8 protein-coding genes are annotated in these 15,416 nt (G+C 71.7%); 4 read left to right on the plus strand and 4 right to left on the minus strand.

From position 1 onward, the window contains the following. Positions 1 to 19: 19 nt before the first annotated feature. Positions 20 to 706, plus strand: a complete 687-nt coding sequence (locus ACIG0D_RS05080; protein ID WP_399796317.1) for a response regulator — start codon at positions 20 to 22, stop codon at positions 704 to 706. A gap of 155 nt (positions 707 to 861) precedes the next feature. Further along, complete coding sequence (locus tag ACIG0D_RS05085) at positions 862 to 3,969, plus strand: efflux RND transporter permease subunit (RefSeq protein ID WP_399796318.1); 3,108 nt, start codon at positions 862 to 864, stop codon at positions 3,967 to 3,969. A 71-nt stretch (positions 3,970 to 4,040) separates the two neighbouring features. Here the strand turns inward: ACIG0D_RS05085 and ACIG0D_RS05090 are convergent, their stop codons facing one another. Both ACIG0D_RS05090 and ACIG0D_RS05095 read right to left on the minus strand, forming a co-directional pair. After that, positions 4,041 to 9,122: a tetratricopeptide repeat protein gene (locus ACIG0D_RS05090; RefSeq protein WP_399796319.1), complete on the minus strand. Its 5,082-nt coding sequence runs from the start codon at positions 9,120 to 9,122 to the stop codon at positions 4,041 to 4,043. After that, on the minus strand, positions 9,122 to 10,567 hold the full coding sequence (locus ACIG0D_RS05095) for a hypothetical protein (RefSeq protein WP_399796320.1): 1,446 nt from the start codon (positions 10,565 to 10,567) through the stop codon (positions 9,122 to 9,124). The genes ACIG0D_RS05090 and ACIG0D_RS05095 overlap by 1 nt, the downstream gene beginning before the upstream one ends. Before the next feature lie 104 nt (positions 10,568 to 10,671). On the opposite strand from ACIG0D_RS05095, the gene ACIG0D_RS05100 reads away from it, so the two are divergent. Then, positions 10,672 to 12,879, plus strand: a complete 2,208-nt coding sequence (locus tag ACIG0D_RS05100; RefSeq protein WP_399796321.1) for a PQQ-binding-like beta-propeller repeat protein — start codon at positions 10,672 to 10,674, stop codon at positions 12,877 to 12,879. Between the two features lie 18 nt (positions 12,880 to 12,897). On the opposite strand, the gene nadA is transcribed toward ACIG0D_RS05100, so the two are convergent. Then, positions 12,898 to 14,082 carry a quinolinate synthase NadA gene (gene nadA / locus ACIG0D_RS05105; RefSeq protein ID WP_399796322.1) on the minus strand — a complete coding sequence of 395 codons (1,185 nt, stop codon included), beginning with the start codon at positions 14,080 to 14,082 and terminating at the stop codon, positions 12,898 to 12,900. Positions 14,083 to 14,434: 352 nt separating this feature from the next. On the opposite strand from nadA, the gene ACIG0D_RS05110 reads away from it, so the two are divergent. After that, complete coding sequence (locus ACIG0D_RS05110) at positions 14,435 to 14,791, plus strand: iron-sulfur cluster assembly accessory protein (protein ID WP_006135694.1); 357 nt, start codon at positions 14,435 to 14,437, stop codon at positions 14,789 to 14,791. Between the two features lie 268 nt (positions 14,792 to 15,059). Here the strand turns inward: ACIG0D_RS05110 and ACIG0D_RS05115 are convergent. After that, on the minus strand, positions 15,060 to 15,416 hold a 357-nt coding region (locus ACIG0D_RS05115), incomplete at its 5' end, for an integrase core domain-containing protein (protein ID WP_399796323.1).

Genomic DNA, 15,416 nt, shown 5'->3' on the forward strand with positions numbered 1-15,416 from the left:
ACGCCCAGGGGGAGCCCGTATGACCATCCGCGTCCTGCTCGCCGACGACCAGGCCCTGCTGCGCAGCGCCTTCCGCGTGCTGGTCGACTCCGAGCCGGACATGGAGGTGGTCGGCGAGGCCTCGGACGGCACGGAGGCGGTGCGGCTGGCCCGGGAGCACCGCCCGGACGTCGTCCTGATGGACATCCGCATGCCCGGCACCGACGGGCTCGCCGCCACCCGCCTGATCACCGCGGACCCGGCGCTCGCCCACGTCCGCATCGTCATCCTGACGACGTTCGAGGTCGACGACTACGTCGTGCGGTCCCTGCGGGCCGGCGCCTCCGGCTTCCTCGGCAAGGGCAGCGAGCCGGAGGAACTGCTGAACGCGATCCGCGTCGCGGCCGGCGGCGAGGCCCTGCTCTCCCCGGCCGCCACCAAGGGCCTGATCGCCCGCTTCCTCGCCCAGGGCGGCGACGCCGCGGACGGCGACCCGGACCCGGCCCGCTCCGACCGGCTCGACGCGCTCACCGTCCGCGAGCGCGAGGTACTGGTCCAGGTCGCCGGCGGCCACTCCAACGACGAGATCGCCGAACGCCTCCAGGTCAGCCCGCTCACCGTGAAGACCCACGTCAACCGGGCCATGGCCAAGCTGGGCGCCCGCGACCGGGCCCAGCTGGTGGTGATCGCGTACGAGTCCGGGCTGGTCCGTCCAAGGGTGGACTGACCGCCGTACGGCGCTACTCCAGCCGCAGTATGCGCCGTATAAGGAAATGGACCTGGGGGCGACGGCCGGGGTGTCGGCCATGGACCAGGGTGGTGGCGTGGGCGCTCGCATGCGCCCACTGCTCCGCTCAGGCCACGGAAGAGAGACGCTGACCCATGTCCTGGCTGTCCAGATTCAGCCTCGCGCAACGGGCCCTGACAGGGCTGATGTCGATCATCGCGCTCGCCTTCGGGGCGATAGCGATCCCGCAGCTCAAGCAGCAGCTGCTGCCCACCATCGAACTGCCCATGGTGTCGGTGATCGCGCCGTACCAGGGCGCGTCCCCGGACGTGGTCGAGAAGCAGGTCGTCGAACCGATCGAGAACAACCTGGAGGCGGTCGACGGCATCACCGGCGTCACCTCCACCGCCGGCGAGGGCAACGCCGTGATCATGGCGTCCTTCGACTACGGCAACGACACCGACCAGCTCGTCGCGGGCGTCCAGCAGGCCGTCAACCGGGCCCGCGCCCAGCTCCCCGACGACGTCGACCCGCAGGTCGTCGCCGGGTCCACGGACGACATCCCGACCGTCGTGCTCGCCGTCACCTCCGACCGCGACCAGCAGGCCCTCGCCGACCGGCTCGACAAGACCGTCGTCCCCGACCTCAAAGACATCGACGGCGTCGGCCAGGTCACCGTGGACGGCGTCCGCGACCTCCAGGTCACCGTCACCCCGGACGACCGCAAGCTCGCCGAGGCGGGCCTGACCACGCAGTCCCTCGCCCAGGCGCTCCAGGCGGGCGGCGCGACCGTCCCGGCCGGCTCCTTCGACGAGGACGGCGCCAACCGCACCGTGCAGGTCGGCGGCGGCTTCACCTCCCTCAAGCAGATCGAGGACCTGATGGTCACCGGGGAGGGCGTCAAGCGTCCGGTCCGCCTCGGCGACGTCGCCGAGGTCGCGCAGCAGCCCGCCCGCGCCGACTCCCTCACCCGCACCAACGGCAAGCCCAGCCTCGCCGTGATGGTCACCATGGACCGCGACGGCAGCGCGGTAGCCATCTCCGACGCGGTCCGCGACAAGCTGCCCGAGATGCGCGCCGACCTCGGCTCCGGCGCCACCGTCACGGTCGTCAGCGACCAGGGCCCGGCCGTCTCCAAGTCCATCGAGGGCCTGACGACGGAGGGCGCCCTCGGCCTCCTCTTCGCCGTCCTCGTCATCCTCGTCTTCCTGGCGTCGCTGCGCTCCACGCTGGTCACGGCGGTCTCCATCCCCCTGTCGGTGGTCCTCGCCCTGATCGTCCTGTGGACCCGCGACCTCTCCCTGAACGTCCTCACGCTCGGCGCGCTCACCATCGCGATCGGCCGGGTCGTCGACGACTCGATCGTCGTCCTGGAGAACATCAAGCGGCACCTCGGCTACGGCGAGGAGCGCCGGGAGGCGATCCTCAAGGCGGTCCGCGAGGTGGCGGGCGCGGTGACGTCCTCCACCCTGACCACGGTCGCCGTGTTCCTGCCGATCGGCTTGGTCGGCGGCATGGTGGGCGAACTGTTCGGCTCGTTCAGCCTGACCGTCACCGCCGCCCTGCTGGCGTCGCTGCTGGTCTCCCTCACAGTCGTCCCGGTCCTGTCGTACTGGTTCCTGCGCCCCCCGAAGGGCACCCCCGAGGACGCCGACGAGGCCCGCCGCCTCGCCGAGGAGAAGGAGGCCAAGAGCCGCCTCCAGCGCTTCTACGTCCCCGTCCTGCGCTTCGCCACGCGCCGCCGTCTGACCAGCGTGGCCATCGCGGTCGTCGTGCTGATCGGCACCTTCGGCATGGCCCCGCTGCTGAAGACCAACTTCTTCGACCAGGGCGAGCAGGAAGTCCTCACCGTCAGGCAGGAGCTGAAGCCCGGCACCAGCCTCGCGGCGACCGACGCCCAGGCGAAGAAGATCGAGAAGATGCTCGACGGCGTCGAGGGCGTCAAGGACTACCAGGTCACCGTCGGCTCCTCCGGCTTCATGGCCGCCTTCGGCGGCGGCACGGACACCAACCAGGCGTCGTACTCGGTGATGCTGGAGGAGTCCGCGTCGTACGAGGACGTCGAACGCCGTATCGAGCAGGGCCTGGGCAAGCTCGACGGCATCGGCACGACGACGATCGCCGCGGGTGACGGCTTCGGCAGCCAGGACCTCTCCGTGGTCGTGAAGGCGGCCGACGCGAAGGTGCTGCGCGACGCCGCGGAGCAGGTCCGCAAGGCGGTGGCCGGCCTGGACGACGTCACCGACGTCACCAGCGACCTCGCCCAGAGCGTCCCGCGGATCTCGGTCAAGGCCAACGAGAAGGCCGCCGCGGCCGGCTTCACCGACCAGACACTCGGCGCGGCCGTCGCCCAGGCGGTCCGCGGCACCACCGCCGCGCAGGCCACCCTCGACGACACCGAGCGCGACGTCGTCATCCGCTCGGCGCGCCCCGCCGACACGCTGGCCGAACTGAAGAAGCTCCCCCTGGGCCCGGTGAAGCTGGGCGACATCGCGGAGGTGAAGCTGGTCGACGGCCCGGTCTCCATGACCCGCATCGACGGCCGGCGCGCCGCCACCATCACCGCCAAGCCGACCGGCGACAACACCGGCGCGGTCAGCGCCGACCTCCAGTCGAAGATCAACTCCCTGGACCTCCCGGCCGGCGCCACCGCCGAGATCGGCGGCGTCTCCGAGGACCAGGACGAGGCGTTCGCCAACCTCGGCCTCGCCATGCTGGCGGCCATCGCGATCGTCTTCATGCTCCTGGTCGCGACCTTCCGCTCGCTGGCCCAGCCGCTGATCCTGCTGGTCTCCATCCCCTTCGCGGCCACCGGCGCGATCGGCCTCCTGGTCGCCACCGGCACCCCCATGGGCGTCCCCGCGATGATCGGCATGCTGATGCTGATCGGCATCGTGGTGACGAACGCGATCGTCCTGATCGACCTGATCAACCAGTACCGGGCGCAGGGCTACGGCGTCGTGGAGGCCGTCATCGAGGGCGGTCGCCACCGCCTCCGCCCCATCCTGATGACCGCCCTGGCGACCATCTTCGCCCTCCTCCCGATGGCCCTCGGCATCACCGGCGAGGGCGGCTTCATCGCCCAGCCGCTGGCGGTGGTCGTCATCGGCGGCCTGGTCACCTCGACCATGCTGACCCTCCTCCTGGTCCCGACCCTCTACGCCATGCTCGAACTCCGCAAGGAGCGCCGCGCGAAGAAGCGCGCGGCCAAGCGGGCGGCGAAGGCGGGGGCGGAGAAGGCGCCGGAGCCGGCGGGTGTGTGACGCCTGACGGATCTGTGACACCTGACGGTGCGACAACGGCCGGGTCCCGCGCTGCGGGCCCGGCCGTTTCCCTACGCCGACCGGTTCAGCGCCTCGATCAGACTCATCCAGTGGGCCATGTGCTCTCCGCCGTGGCGGGTGCTGAGGGTGGCCAGTTCGGCGGTGAGGCGGGTGCGGGTGGCGGGGTCGGCTTCGGCCGCCGCGGCAGAGAGCAGTTCCAAGTCGAGGGCGTCCGGCTGGTTGCTGAGGAGGAGGACCGCCTGCGTGTGTGTGACGGACGACAACTCGTCCTGGAAGACGGCGGACTCGACGGCCGCGGTGTACTCGAGGGCGGTGGCATCACCGTCTTCGATGGCTCGCGAAACGTTGTGCTGCAAGGCCGCGCGGTCCCGGACACAGCGGTAGGCGGTGTCGATGCCGTGGGTTCGCGCCAGAAACAGGATTGCCGCGTGGGCGACGGCGTGCGGAGTGAACCCGGCGGTCGCCAGGAGGATGCTTTCCGCGGACGCGTCGAGCAGCAGCTCGCTGTTCTCCCGCAAGAACTGCTCCGAGTCCTCCCACGATGCGCAGTCCAGCCACTTCACGAGCCGATGGCCGAGGATGTGCGCGAAGAAGACGGGGGCTGCCCCCTTGGTGAGGATCAGCTGCCGGAGATGTTGATGCTGCTGGGCGACAGGGGTGATGAGCTCCAGTTCCTGCAGCGCGGTCGAGGCGGCGTCCGAGCTGAGGGCGTCGGTATGGGCCGCCCAGAACTTCTGGCTTTCCTCCCAAGTGGCGGTGAAGATCCATGCCTTGGCCACATCGAGGATGTCCTCCGACAGGGACAGCCATGCGGGGACGGGTGCACCGGCTTCCTGGCGCCAGATCCGTTCGACCAGTTGACGGTTGTGCGGGGTGAGACCGGCCCAGCGGCGGACCTCCCGGCGGGCCGTGACGCTGACGAGATCGGGGGGTGGGGTGCCGTCGCCGAGCAGATGGAGCAACCCACGCAGGCCGGCCTCGGAGGTCGGAGCAGGGCGCCAGAGTTGGAAGACGGCCAAATTGCACCTGATGAAGCGTGCGGCGGCAGGGTTGTGAGCGAGGCGGTCGGCGGCCTCTCTGTAGGCACGGACAGCTGCTGATTCCAGGCCCGCGTCGACCAGAAGGCCGGCGAGGTTGTCGAGTGCGGTGGACAGGTTCGCGACAAAGCCTTCGGGGTGTTCCGCGGCCAGGTCGGTGTAGATGCGGACGGCTTCGTGGGCGTGTTCTCGAGCGGCCTGTGTGTCTCCCATGGCGCTCAGCTGAAGCCCGAGGTTGTTGTGGGAGCCGGCCAGGTCGGGCAGGTAGGCGGCGGGGTGCGCTTCGGCGAGCGTGCGGCGGATGCGGAGGGCTTCCCGGGCGAGTGGTTCAGCGGCTCGTGGATCCCCGTTCTTGCTCAGGCGGCTGGCGAGGTTGTTGAGCGCCATGGCGAGGTCGGGGAGGTAGGCGGCGGGGTTGCTATCGGCGAGCTCGCGGTAGATGCCGACGGCTTCGCGGGCGGGGTCAAGCGCGGCTTGCCGGTTTCCGGTTCCGGCCATATGGATGGCCAGGTTGTTGAGGGTGCCGGCGAGGTCGGGGAGGTAGGCGGCGGGGTTGGTGTCGGCGAGGCCGGTATAGATGTCGGCAGCTTCTCGGGCGTGTTCCAGGGCAGTGTCCCGGTCCCCGACTTCGGCGATGCGATTGGCCAGGTTGCCGAGGGCGCCGGCGAGGGCGGCGAGGTGCGCGGCGGGATCGGTGTCGGCGAGCGTCCGTTGGAGGCGAACGGCCTCCCGGGCCGGCTGGAGGGCGCCTCGTCGGTCGCCGTTGGCTGCCAGGTGGTTGGCGAGGTTGCTGAGTGTCAGCGCGAGGTCGGGGGAGTAGGCGGCAGGGTTGTCTTCGGCGAGTGTGCGGCGGATGCGGACGGCTTCTCGCGTGCGCTCCACGGCCCCTCGCGCGTCTCCGTTCTCCGCCAGGCGGCTGGCGAGGTTGTTGAGTGCCATGGCGAGGTCGGGGAGGTAGGCGGCGGGGTTGCTATCGGCGAGCTCGCGGTAGATGCCGACGGCTCGCCGGGCCGGGTCGAGGGCGGCTCGCCGGTCTCCGTTCTCCGCCAGGCGGCTGGCGAGGTTGTCGAGTGCCATGGCGAGGTCGGGGAGGTAGGCGGCGGGGTGGGTCTCGGCGAGGTCGGTGTAGATGCGGACGGCTTCGCGGACGGGGTCCAGCGCCGCCTGCTGGTCCCCGGTGACGGCCAGGTGGATGGCGAGGTTGTTCAGGGAGCCGGCCAGGTCGGGCAGGTAGGCGGTGGGCTGGATGTCGACGAGCAGGCGGCGGATGCGTACGGCCTCGTGGGCCGGTTCCAGGGCGTCCTGCCGCTCTCCTGTCTCCACCAGATGGCCGGCGAGGTTGTTCAGGGCACGACCGAGAGCGGAGAGGTAGGCGGCAGGGTTGCTCTCGACGAGATCGGTGTAGATGCGCACGGCTTCGCGGGCGGGTTCGAGGGCGGCTCGCCGGTTTCCGATCTCGGCCAGGCGGATGGCGAGGTTGTTGAGTGCCATGGCGAGGTCGGGCAGGTGAGCCGCGGAGTTCGCTTCGGCGAGCGTCCGTTGGATGCGGACGGCTTTCTGCGCGGGGTCGAGGGCGCCTTGTCGGTCTCCGCTGTCGGCCAAGCGGTTGGCGAGGTTGTCGAAGGAGCCGGCGAGGGCGGGGAGGTGGGCGGAGGGGTTGGCTTCCGCCAGGTCCGTGTAGATGCCGACGCCTCGCTGGGCAGAGTCCAGGGCGGCTTGCCGGTCTCCGTTCTCCGCCAGGTGGATGGCGTGGTTGTTGAGCGCCATGGCGAGACTGGGCAGGTAGGTGACGGCATCGCGGTCCGCGAGCCCCGAGTAGATCTCGACGGCTTCGCGTGAGAACCCGGAAGCAGCCGCGGGGTTGCCCCTTCTCGACCAGGCGACCGCGCTGTCATGGAGCGCACTCGCCAGATGGGGCAAGGCACTGTCCGGGTCCCATGCGACGAGCTCACGCAGGATGTCGATGCCCGCGCCGTGCTCTCCGGCCCACACCGCATGCGTGGCCAGCCATTCCCGGACGTAGGGATCCACCGAGCCCCAGTCCCCGCCGTCCACCTGGCGCCTGAGGTAATCCGCCATCGCCCTCATGACGACCTCGCCGGCCGCCGTTCCTGTGGGCACTTGTCGCGTCCTCAGATGGGACACGAACTCCCGGAGATACAACCGGTACACCGCCTGGGACCCCTCACTGTCCTCCACGATGTACCGCCCGTACTCCGCCAGCACCCAGTCGACGTCCCCCTCGTCGTAACCGGCGTCCCCGGTGCGACCCCCCAGCGCCGAGGCCGCCGCCTCCCACACCCCACCGGCCGGCATGCCGCGTCCCGCCGCCCAGGCGAGGGCGGTGAGCAGGTCGCGGGCCGCCGAGGGGAGGACGGCGCCGTCGTCTCGTACCCGAGCCGGTCCGGACCGCAGGTCCTCCTCGAAGGCGGCCTCGACCGAGTCCGGCAGCCGGGCCAGCAGAGCACCGCTGTCGATGCCCTCCTCGTCGCCCCGGCGCCGGATCTCCGAGATGAGGAAGCCGGTCACCAGCCGGGCGAAGAGGAACCCCCCGTCCTTCTCCGTCGCCCGGCTCGCCAGGGCCCAGGCGACCTCGGCCCCGTCGACCCCCTCCGCCTCACACCGCTTGCGCACATACCCGGCGATGTCCTCCCGGGTGTCCGGCTCCTGCTCGAGATCGACCGTGATGACACCGGCCCCCACATGCCGTACCAGGGCGTCCGGCAGGGACTCGCCCTCCGCGAGCTTGCTGCGGAAGGGCCGCTTGCGGGAGCCGGCCAGGACCGGCGTCATCCGGCTCAGCGGGAACACGAGGTCCTCGATCACGGCCTGGGTGTGCTCCGACGGCACCTCGTCGAGACCGTCCAGCACGATCACCGGCAGCCCGGGCAGCTCCCGCAGCTCCGCCCGGAAATCGTCCACGCTCCTCGGCTGCCGCAGCCCCAGCCGCTCCGCCAGCTCCGCCGCCGCCTGCAACGCGTTCAGCCCCCGCAGATGGACCGCCGCGAAGGACTGGCGGTCCCGGACGCCGGGATCGGGGTCGCCCTCCCGCAGCGCGCCCTGCTCCTCGGCCTCCGCCCGCCGGACGGGATCGGCGAGCGTCGCGATCCGCCCCAGCACTGCCGACTTGCCGCTCCCGGCGGGCCCCGTCACGAGGAACAACCCGGGCGTGCCCTCCTCCATCCACGCGACGATCCGGCCGAGCACCCGCCGCCGCCCGGTGAAGAACCACCCCTCCTCCCGGTGCCCGACCCCGCGCGCCGCCAGCACCAGATGCTCGACGAGCGCGGGCGGGGCGCCCGGCTCGGCGAGCGGGTTGGGGAAGGCGCGGCTCTCGTCGCCCACCGCCGCGCGGACCGGCCGCTGCCCGTCCCCCTCCCAGCGGGTGGGCAGCGCGGCCAGCAGATCGGCGCCGGTGACGAGTTCGTTGTGCGCGCTCCACGCGGACAGGTACGCGTCCGTCCTCGGCCCGTCCCGCAGCACCCGCGCCAGCGCCTGGAAGAGCGGTCCGTCACCCGCGGACGTCTCGTTGCGCTGGCAGCTCGCCATGAAACCCAGCCACTTCGTACGACCGGGCGGCAGGCTCACCTCCGACCAGTGCTTCAGCGCGGTCTGCACGCTCTGCCCGGCCCCGTCCCCGGAGTAGCAGGCGTCGACGAGCACGAGGATCTGGTCCGCCTCCGAGGACACCGCGTAGTCGACCAGCTCCTCGACGGAGACCCCCTGGCGCCGGATCCGTGCCGTCCGCGTACCGGGGTGATCGCCCGGGACCAGATCACTGAGGGCGAGGCGCAGCTCCTCGCCCACCAGCACCCCGTGCCCGGACCACAGGATCAGCGCCGGTCTGCGCCCGCCCTCCCGCCGCCACCCCTCGCTCCACTCCTCGACCGCCCGGTCGAAGTCGGCCCGCCCCGGATCCCCGCCGCCCACCACCCGCACCTCGAACCCCAGCTCCTCGAGGCGCCCGGCGATCTCCTCCATCTGCGCCCGCGCCCCCGCCAGCCGGGGGAAGGTGCCCTCGTCGGCGTACGACTCGCAGACCACGCACAGCGCGGTCGCCCTCGGCGCGGGCCGCTCGGGGGTCTCCCTCGTCATCAGGCCTCCGCTCCCGCGCGCACCACCAGCACCAGCGCCGTCACCACCTGCTCGGGCGCGTGCCGCGCCCACACCCGCACCCGGTGCGCCCCGGCGGGCAGTCCCCTCAGTACGGCCGTGTAGCGCCCGCCGCCCAGGTTCCGCAGCGTCCGCCCCGGTCCGCGCTCGCCCACCGCCACCGCGACGGCCAGCTCCTCCTGCCCGGGCGCCGTGACGGAGACCTCGCAGGCCTCGCCCTCGGCCAGCAGCTCCGGCACGGCGACTCCCAGGGCCGTCCCGCCGGTCTCCCGCGGAGCCCGGTGAAACGGCGGCTCACCCGCCAGCCACCCCCACACCGCCCACCGCACCGCCGGGTTGTTCTGGAGCGAGCCGTGCTGCTCCCACGGCGTGTACGCGGGCCGCCCCCACCCCACGTGCGCGCTGGACAGCCGGGGCACGCGCCCGTCACCGCCCTCGTCGACGCCGTCGATGGTGAGCAGTTCCGCCAGCCGGCCCCGATCCTCACCCGAACCGGTCAACTCGGCCGTGGTCGGTGTCGGCTGGAGCACGCCGCTGACGGGCACGTACTCCACGCCGTACGCCGCCCCCGTACCGGACTCCCGCAGCGCCTCGTGGAACCGGCCCGCGTCCGCCAGCAGTTCCTCGTCGACGCCCGGCAGACCGGGCACCTCACGCGCGTACCGCAGACCCGGCTGGCCGGGCACGCCCTCCAGGCACGCGTAGTCCGGTGTCAGCTGGTGCAGCGAGGGCAGGCTGCGCGCGAAGCGGGTCAGGTCCAGCCGGACCAGCCGCCCGGCGCCCCGCCGCAGCTCGTTCAGGCGTAAGCCGTTGACCAGGTACAGCAGGGCGTCCAGCGAACCCCGGTAGGGCGTGCCCAGGGTGATCACCCGCCGGGTGGCCTCCGCTCCGCCGCCCAGCTCGACGTACTGCCGCGCCACCAGGCCGCCCATCGAGTGGCAGAGGAACACCACCTTCGCCTCCGGGTGCCCCGCCGCCCGCCACCGCTCCAGCTCCCGCGCCACCCGCTCGCCCAGCAGCGCCGCGTTGTACCGGCAGGACAGCCGCCAGTCGTACGCGAAGGGCACGAGGTTCGCCGGAGCGTCGTCCCCGGGTGGGCGGCGCCGCAGAGTGAAGTGCTCCTCCAGCCACTTCAGCAGGTCCGTGTACCCCTCGACGAGCGGCGACAGCCCCGGCAGCCCGTGGACGTCGCGCATCACGCCCGACGGCCGTACGCCGTCCCCCGGATGACCGTCCAGCACCCCGCGCGGCAGGGCCAGCCCCTTCACGGAGCCGCCGAAGGTCCTGATCCCCTCCAGCAGCGCCGCCCCCGACGGGCCCCACACCTCCGTGCCGTCCGCGTCCGCCAGCCGGCTCCCCATGATCCCCGGGACCACGACCACGAGGTCGTCCACCTGAGCGGGATCCGCCTTGCGCCGCGTCGCCATCGCGCCCCCGTGCCTGCCGTGCGGGTGAGGAGTCAAGGGTAGTGGCGACCCGCGGTTACGTATCCTGTGCCGCGAACTGCTCTACGGGGGAGGGGACTGGGGCGGTGCCACTGCACAGGGACGATCCGCGGTCGCTCGGCGGATACAAGCTTCTCGACCGGCTCGGGGCGGGCGGCATGGGGGTCGTCTACCGGGGCAGATCACGGTCCGGGCGGGAGGTCGCCGTCAAGGTGGTGCACGCGCAGTACGCGCAGGACCCCGTCTTCCGCACCCGGTTCCGGCAGGAGATTGAGGCCGTCCGCAAGGTCAGCGGCGCGTTCACCGCGCCTGTCGTGGACGCCGCCCCGGAGGCGGACCGGCCCTGGATGGCCACCCAGTACGTCCCCGGCCGCTCCCTCGCCGAGCGGATACGGGCCCACGGACCGCTCCGCGACGCCGAGTTGCGGCGTCTCGCGCTCGGCCTGGTGGAGGCGCTGCGGGACATCCACCGGGCCGGGGTGGTGCACCGGGACCTGAAACCGGCCAATGTGCTGATGGCCGAGGACGGGCCCCGCGTCATCGACTTCGGCATCTCCCGCGCCACCGAGAACCTGACCCTGACCGAGACCGGGCAGATGATCGGCACCCCGCCGTTCATGTCCCCGGAGCAGTTCACCGACGCCCGCTCGGTGGGCCCGGCCTCCGACGTGTTCTCCCTCGGCGCGCTCCTGGCGTACGCCACCACGGGGCGCGGCCCGTTCGACGCGGAGAGTCCGTATCTGACGGCGTACCGGGTCATCAACGACCCACCGGTGCTCGACGGGGTGCCGCGGCAGTTGCGGGCGATCCTGGAGCACTGCCTGACCAAGGAGCGCGAGAACCGGCCGGGCCTCGACGAACTGGCCCGCGAGTTCGCCGAGGCCCTGCCCGAACCGGACCCGGGCGATCCGCCCACGGTCACACTCCGCCTCGGCCCCCCGGAGGAGGCCACCACCCACCCCGGCACGGTCGCCGACCGGGAGACCGAGCAGCCCGCCCGTCACCGCGGCCGGATCCGCCCCCTACTGGCCGTCACGGGCACGGTCGGCGCGCTCGTCCTCGGCCTGACCGCGTACCTGCTGGGCCCCGGCGCGGACGGCAACGCGTCCTCCGGCGGCCGGGACACCCGGTGGGGGGCGCTGCCGCCGGGGTGGCGGCCCTGGCAGACGAACGTGGTGGACACCGATTCCCTGACCGCCGTCGGCGGTAGCGGCTCCATGGTCGACATGGCGCGGTGCACGCGGTACGAGGCCGCCGTCTACTGCGCCGACCAGACGACGCTGCCGGTGCGGGTGGACGCGGTCACCGGGAAGGTCGTCTGGCGGGCCGGTCTGCTGCCGAAGGACAGCCCCCGGGACTCGACCGTCTTCGCCGAGATCATCGGAGTGCGCGAGGACACGGTGCTGGTGCGCCGGACCGTCTCCGACGACTCGCTCGAGAACGAGACGATCAGCGTCGTCGCTCTCGACGCCGGTTCGGGGCGGCAGGTGTGGACCCGTACGGTCGACGAGGGAAGCACCTTCGCGTTCTTCGCCGGCGGCCTGGTGCTGGCCCCGGAGGGCGAGGGTGGCCGTACGCTGACCGCCCGCTCCCCGCGCACCGGGGCGAAGGAGTGGGCCGCGCAGCTGCCCGCGCAGTACTACTGCACGTTCGCGACCGAGTCCGGTCCGGACCTCTACGCGGAGTGCCTCCACGAGAACTTCGAGAAGTCGTTCCTGCTGGCCGTGGACCCGTCCGACGGCTCGACCCGCAGGCTCGCCGCGCCCGCCGAGAGCGGGTTCGCCGGCACCCTGGACGGCCGGCTTGTCTTCCTCGAGTGGGCGGCGGAGCCCTCCGACGAGGACGACCTGTACGACGCGGTGGTCCTGATGGACCCCGGAACCGGCCGACGCGAGCGGGTGCCCCTGGCAAAGACGCTGCGCGGAAAGACCGCGCTGGCGGACGGCACGCTGTGGTCGGCCGGCTCCAACGGTGTCGTCCAGGCGGTCTCGCCGAAGACGGGCAAGGAGCTGTGGCGCACCCAGACCACCCTGGAACAGCCGGGCGCGCCCGTGCTGCGGAAGGCGGGCGGCACCGTGTTCGCGGCGAGCCTCAGCGGCCGGGTGGCGGCCCTGGACGCGGACGACGGGACGACGCTGTGGGAGACCAGCCCGCGTGCCCGGCACGTGCCGGGCGACGGCTGGTCCCGATCCGAGCTGTTCCTCCACGAGGGCGCCCTGGTCGTGGCCACCCCGGACGGCACCCTCTTCGGCCTCGACCCCGCCCACCCCGACAGGAAACCGGCGTCGGAGTAGGCGGGACCGCGGTCACCGTTACGGCAGCGCCAGCATCCGCTCCAGCGCCAGCTTCGCGAACGCCTCGGTCTCCTTGTCGACCTGGATGCGGTTGACGAGCTTGCCCTCGGCCAGGGACTCCAGGGCCCAGACGAGGTGGGGCAGGTCGATGCGGTTCATGGTGGAGCAGAAGCAGACCGTCTTGTCGAGGAAGACGACCTCCTTGCCCTCGGGAGCGAAACGGTTCGCCAGACGGCGGACCAGGTTCAGCTCGGTGCCGATGGCCCACTTGGAGCCGGCCGGGGCCGCCTCCAGCGTCTTGATGATGTACTCGGTCGAGCCGACGTAGTCCGCCGCGGCCACGACCTCGTGCCGGCACTCGGGGTGGACGAGGACGTTCACACCCGGGATGCGCTCACGGACGTCGTTCACCGAGTCGAGGTTGAAGCGGCCGTGCACCGAGCAGTGGCCGCGCCACAGGATCATCTTCGCCGCCCGCAGCTCCTCGGCGGTCAGGCCGCCGTTCGGCTTGTGCGGGTTGTAGACCACGCAGTCGTCCAGCGACATGCCCATGTCGCGGACGGCGGTGTTGCGCCCCAGGTGCTGGTCCGGCAGGAAGAGCACCTTCTCGCCCTGCTCGAACGCCCAGTCCAGCGCCCGCTTGGCGTTGGACGAGGTGCAGATCGTGCCGCCGTGCTTGCCCGTGAACGCCTTGATGTCGGCGGACGAGTTCATGTACGAGACGGGCACGACCTGCTCGGCGATGCCGGCCCCGGTCAGCACGTCCCAGCACTCGGCGACCTGCTCGGCCGTCGCCATGTCGGCCATCGAGCAGCCGGCGGCGAGGTCGGGGAGGACGACCTTCTGGTCGTCGGAGGTCAGGATGTCGGCGGACTCCGCCATGAAGTGGACGCCGCAGAAGACGATGTACTCGGCCTCGGGGCGGGCGGCCGCGTCGCGGGCCAGCTTGAAGGAGTCGCCCGTGACGTCGGCGAACTGGATCACCTCGTCGCGCTGGTAGTGGTGGCCCAGCACGAAGACCTTGTCGCCCAGCTTCTCCTTGGCCGCGCGGGCGCGCTCGACCAGGTCCGGGTCGGACGGCGAGGGCAGGTCGCCGGGGCACTCCACGCCGCGCTCGCTCCTCGGGTCGGCCTCGCGGCCGAGGAGCAGCAGGGCGAGGGGCGTCGGCTGTACGTCGAGCTCCTGGGTCTGGGCGGTGGTCACGACACGCACCCTTTCTTTTCTGCGGCTCGCCGACCCGGGGAGTCCGGGTCGGCGGGATTGCGGGACGGCGTTTCGACCTTTTCGTCGAAATGACGCTATCTATCATAACCGCTTCACGTCAGTTTGACGATGGCCATCGTGTCGATGTGACGTGAATCCCGATGTCCGGTACGTCACCTTGCCGGGGGCCGGTGCCCGCTCGTCCACAGGGCGCTGTCCGCCCGCCCGCGCATGTGCGAGCATGAAAAACGAGCCAAGGAGAAAACAGTCGGGCGCGTCCCGGAATGAATCCGCGGCCCCGCCGGTTGCAACCGTCGGCAAGCAGTCTCCGTACAACCCGGGAGAGATGTAGATGTCCGTATCGGACGAGACCACCACCGTCACCGACGGCATCATCCTGACCGACGCCGCCGCGTCCAAGGTCAAGGCGCTGCTCGACCAGGAAGGCCGCGACGACCTCGCGCTGCGCGTCGCCGTCCAGCCCGGCGGCTGCTCCGGCCTGCGCTACCAGCTGTTCTTCGACGAGCGTTCCCTCGACGGCGACGTGGAGAAGGACTTCGGCGGGGTCAAGGTCGTCACCGACCGCATGAGCGCTCCGTACCTGGGCGGCGCGACCATCGACTTCGTGGACACGATCGAGAAGCAGGGCTTCACGATCGACAACCCGAACGCGACGGGTTCCTGCGCCTGCGGCGACTCCTTCAGCTGAGCCGAGTGGTGAAAGGCGGCGGCCCCTCCTGACGGGGGCCGCCGCCTTTCACGTACGCACACGGCTCGCTCTGGGGGGTGTCTCGCCGATCATGCCGGGCTCCCGGCGCCTGGCACCGCGCCTCGCCGCGTTGTCGTCGGTCGCCGATTCCCCCACGCTCGGCTGCGCTCGCGCGGGGGCACCCCCATCGCGTTGACTCCCTCCTCCGCCTTGCGATGCACGGCACCAGACGCCGCTCGCTGATCCAGCCTGATCGACGAGACACCCCCTAGGTGTGCTGTCCGGACAGGTTGGTGACGCGGCTGGCTGGTGGGTGGCCGCCGATGCCGGTGTGGGGTCGGTGGTAGTTGTACCAGTGAAGCCAGTCGGGAAATGCTGCCTGCCGTTCGCTGTCTGAGGTGTAGGGCCGGTGGTAGGCCCATTCCTCGAGCAGGGTGCGGTGGAAGCGTTCGACCTTGCCGTTGGTCTGCGGCCGCCAGGGCCTGGTCCAGCGAGGGCTGATGCCCAGCTCATGGCAGGTCTGGCGCCAGGTGTTCTTGGTGTAGGCCCAGGCGTTGTCGGTCAGGACGCGTTCGACGGTGATGCCGTGGGAGGCGAACCAGGCGGCGGCTCGTCGCAGGAAGCC

The sequence above is a fragment of the Streptomyces sp. NPDC052773 genome (assembly GCF_044547145.1).
Lineage (GTDB): Bacteria > Actinomycetota > Actinomycetes > Streptomycetales > Streptomycetaceae > Streptomyces.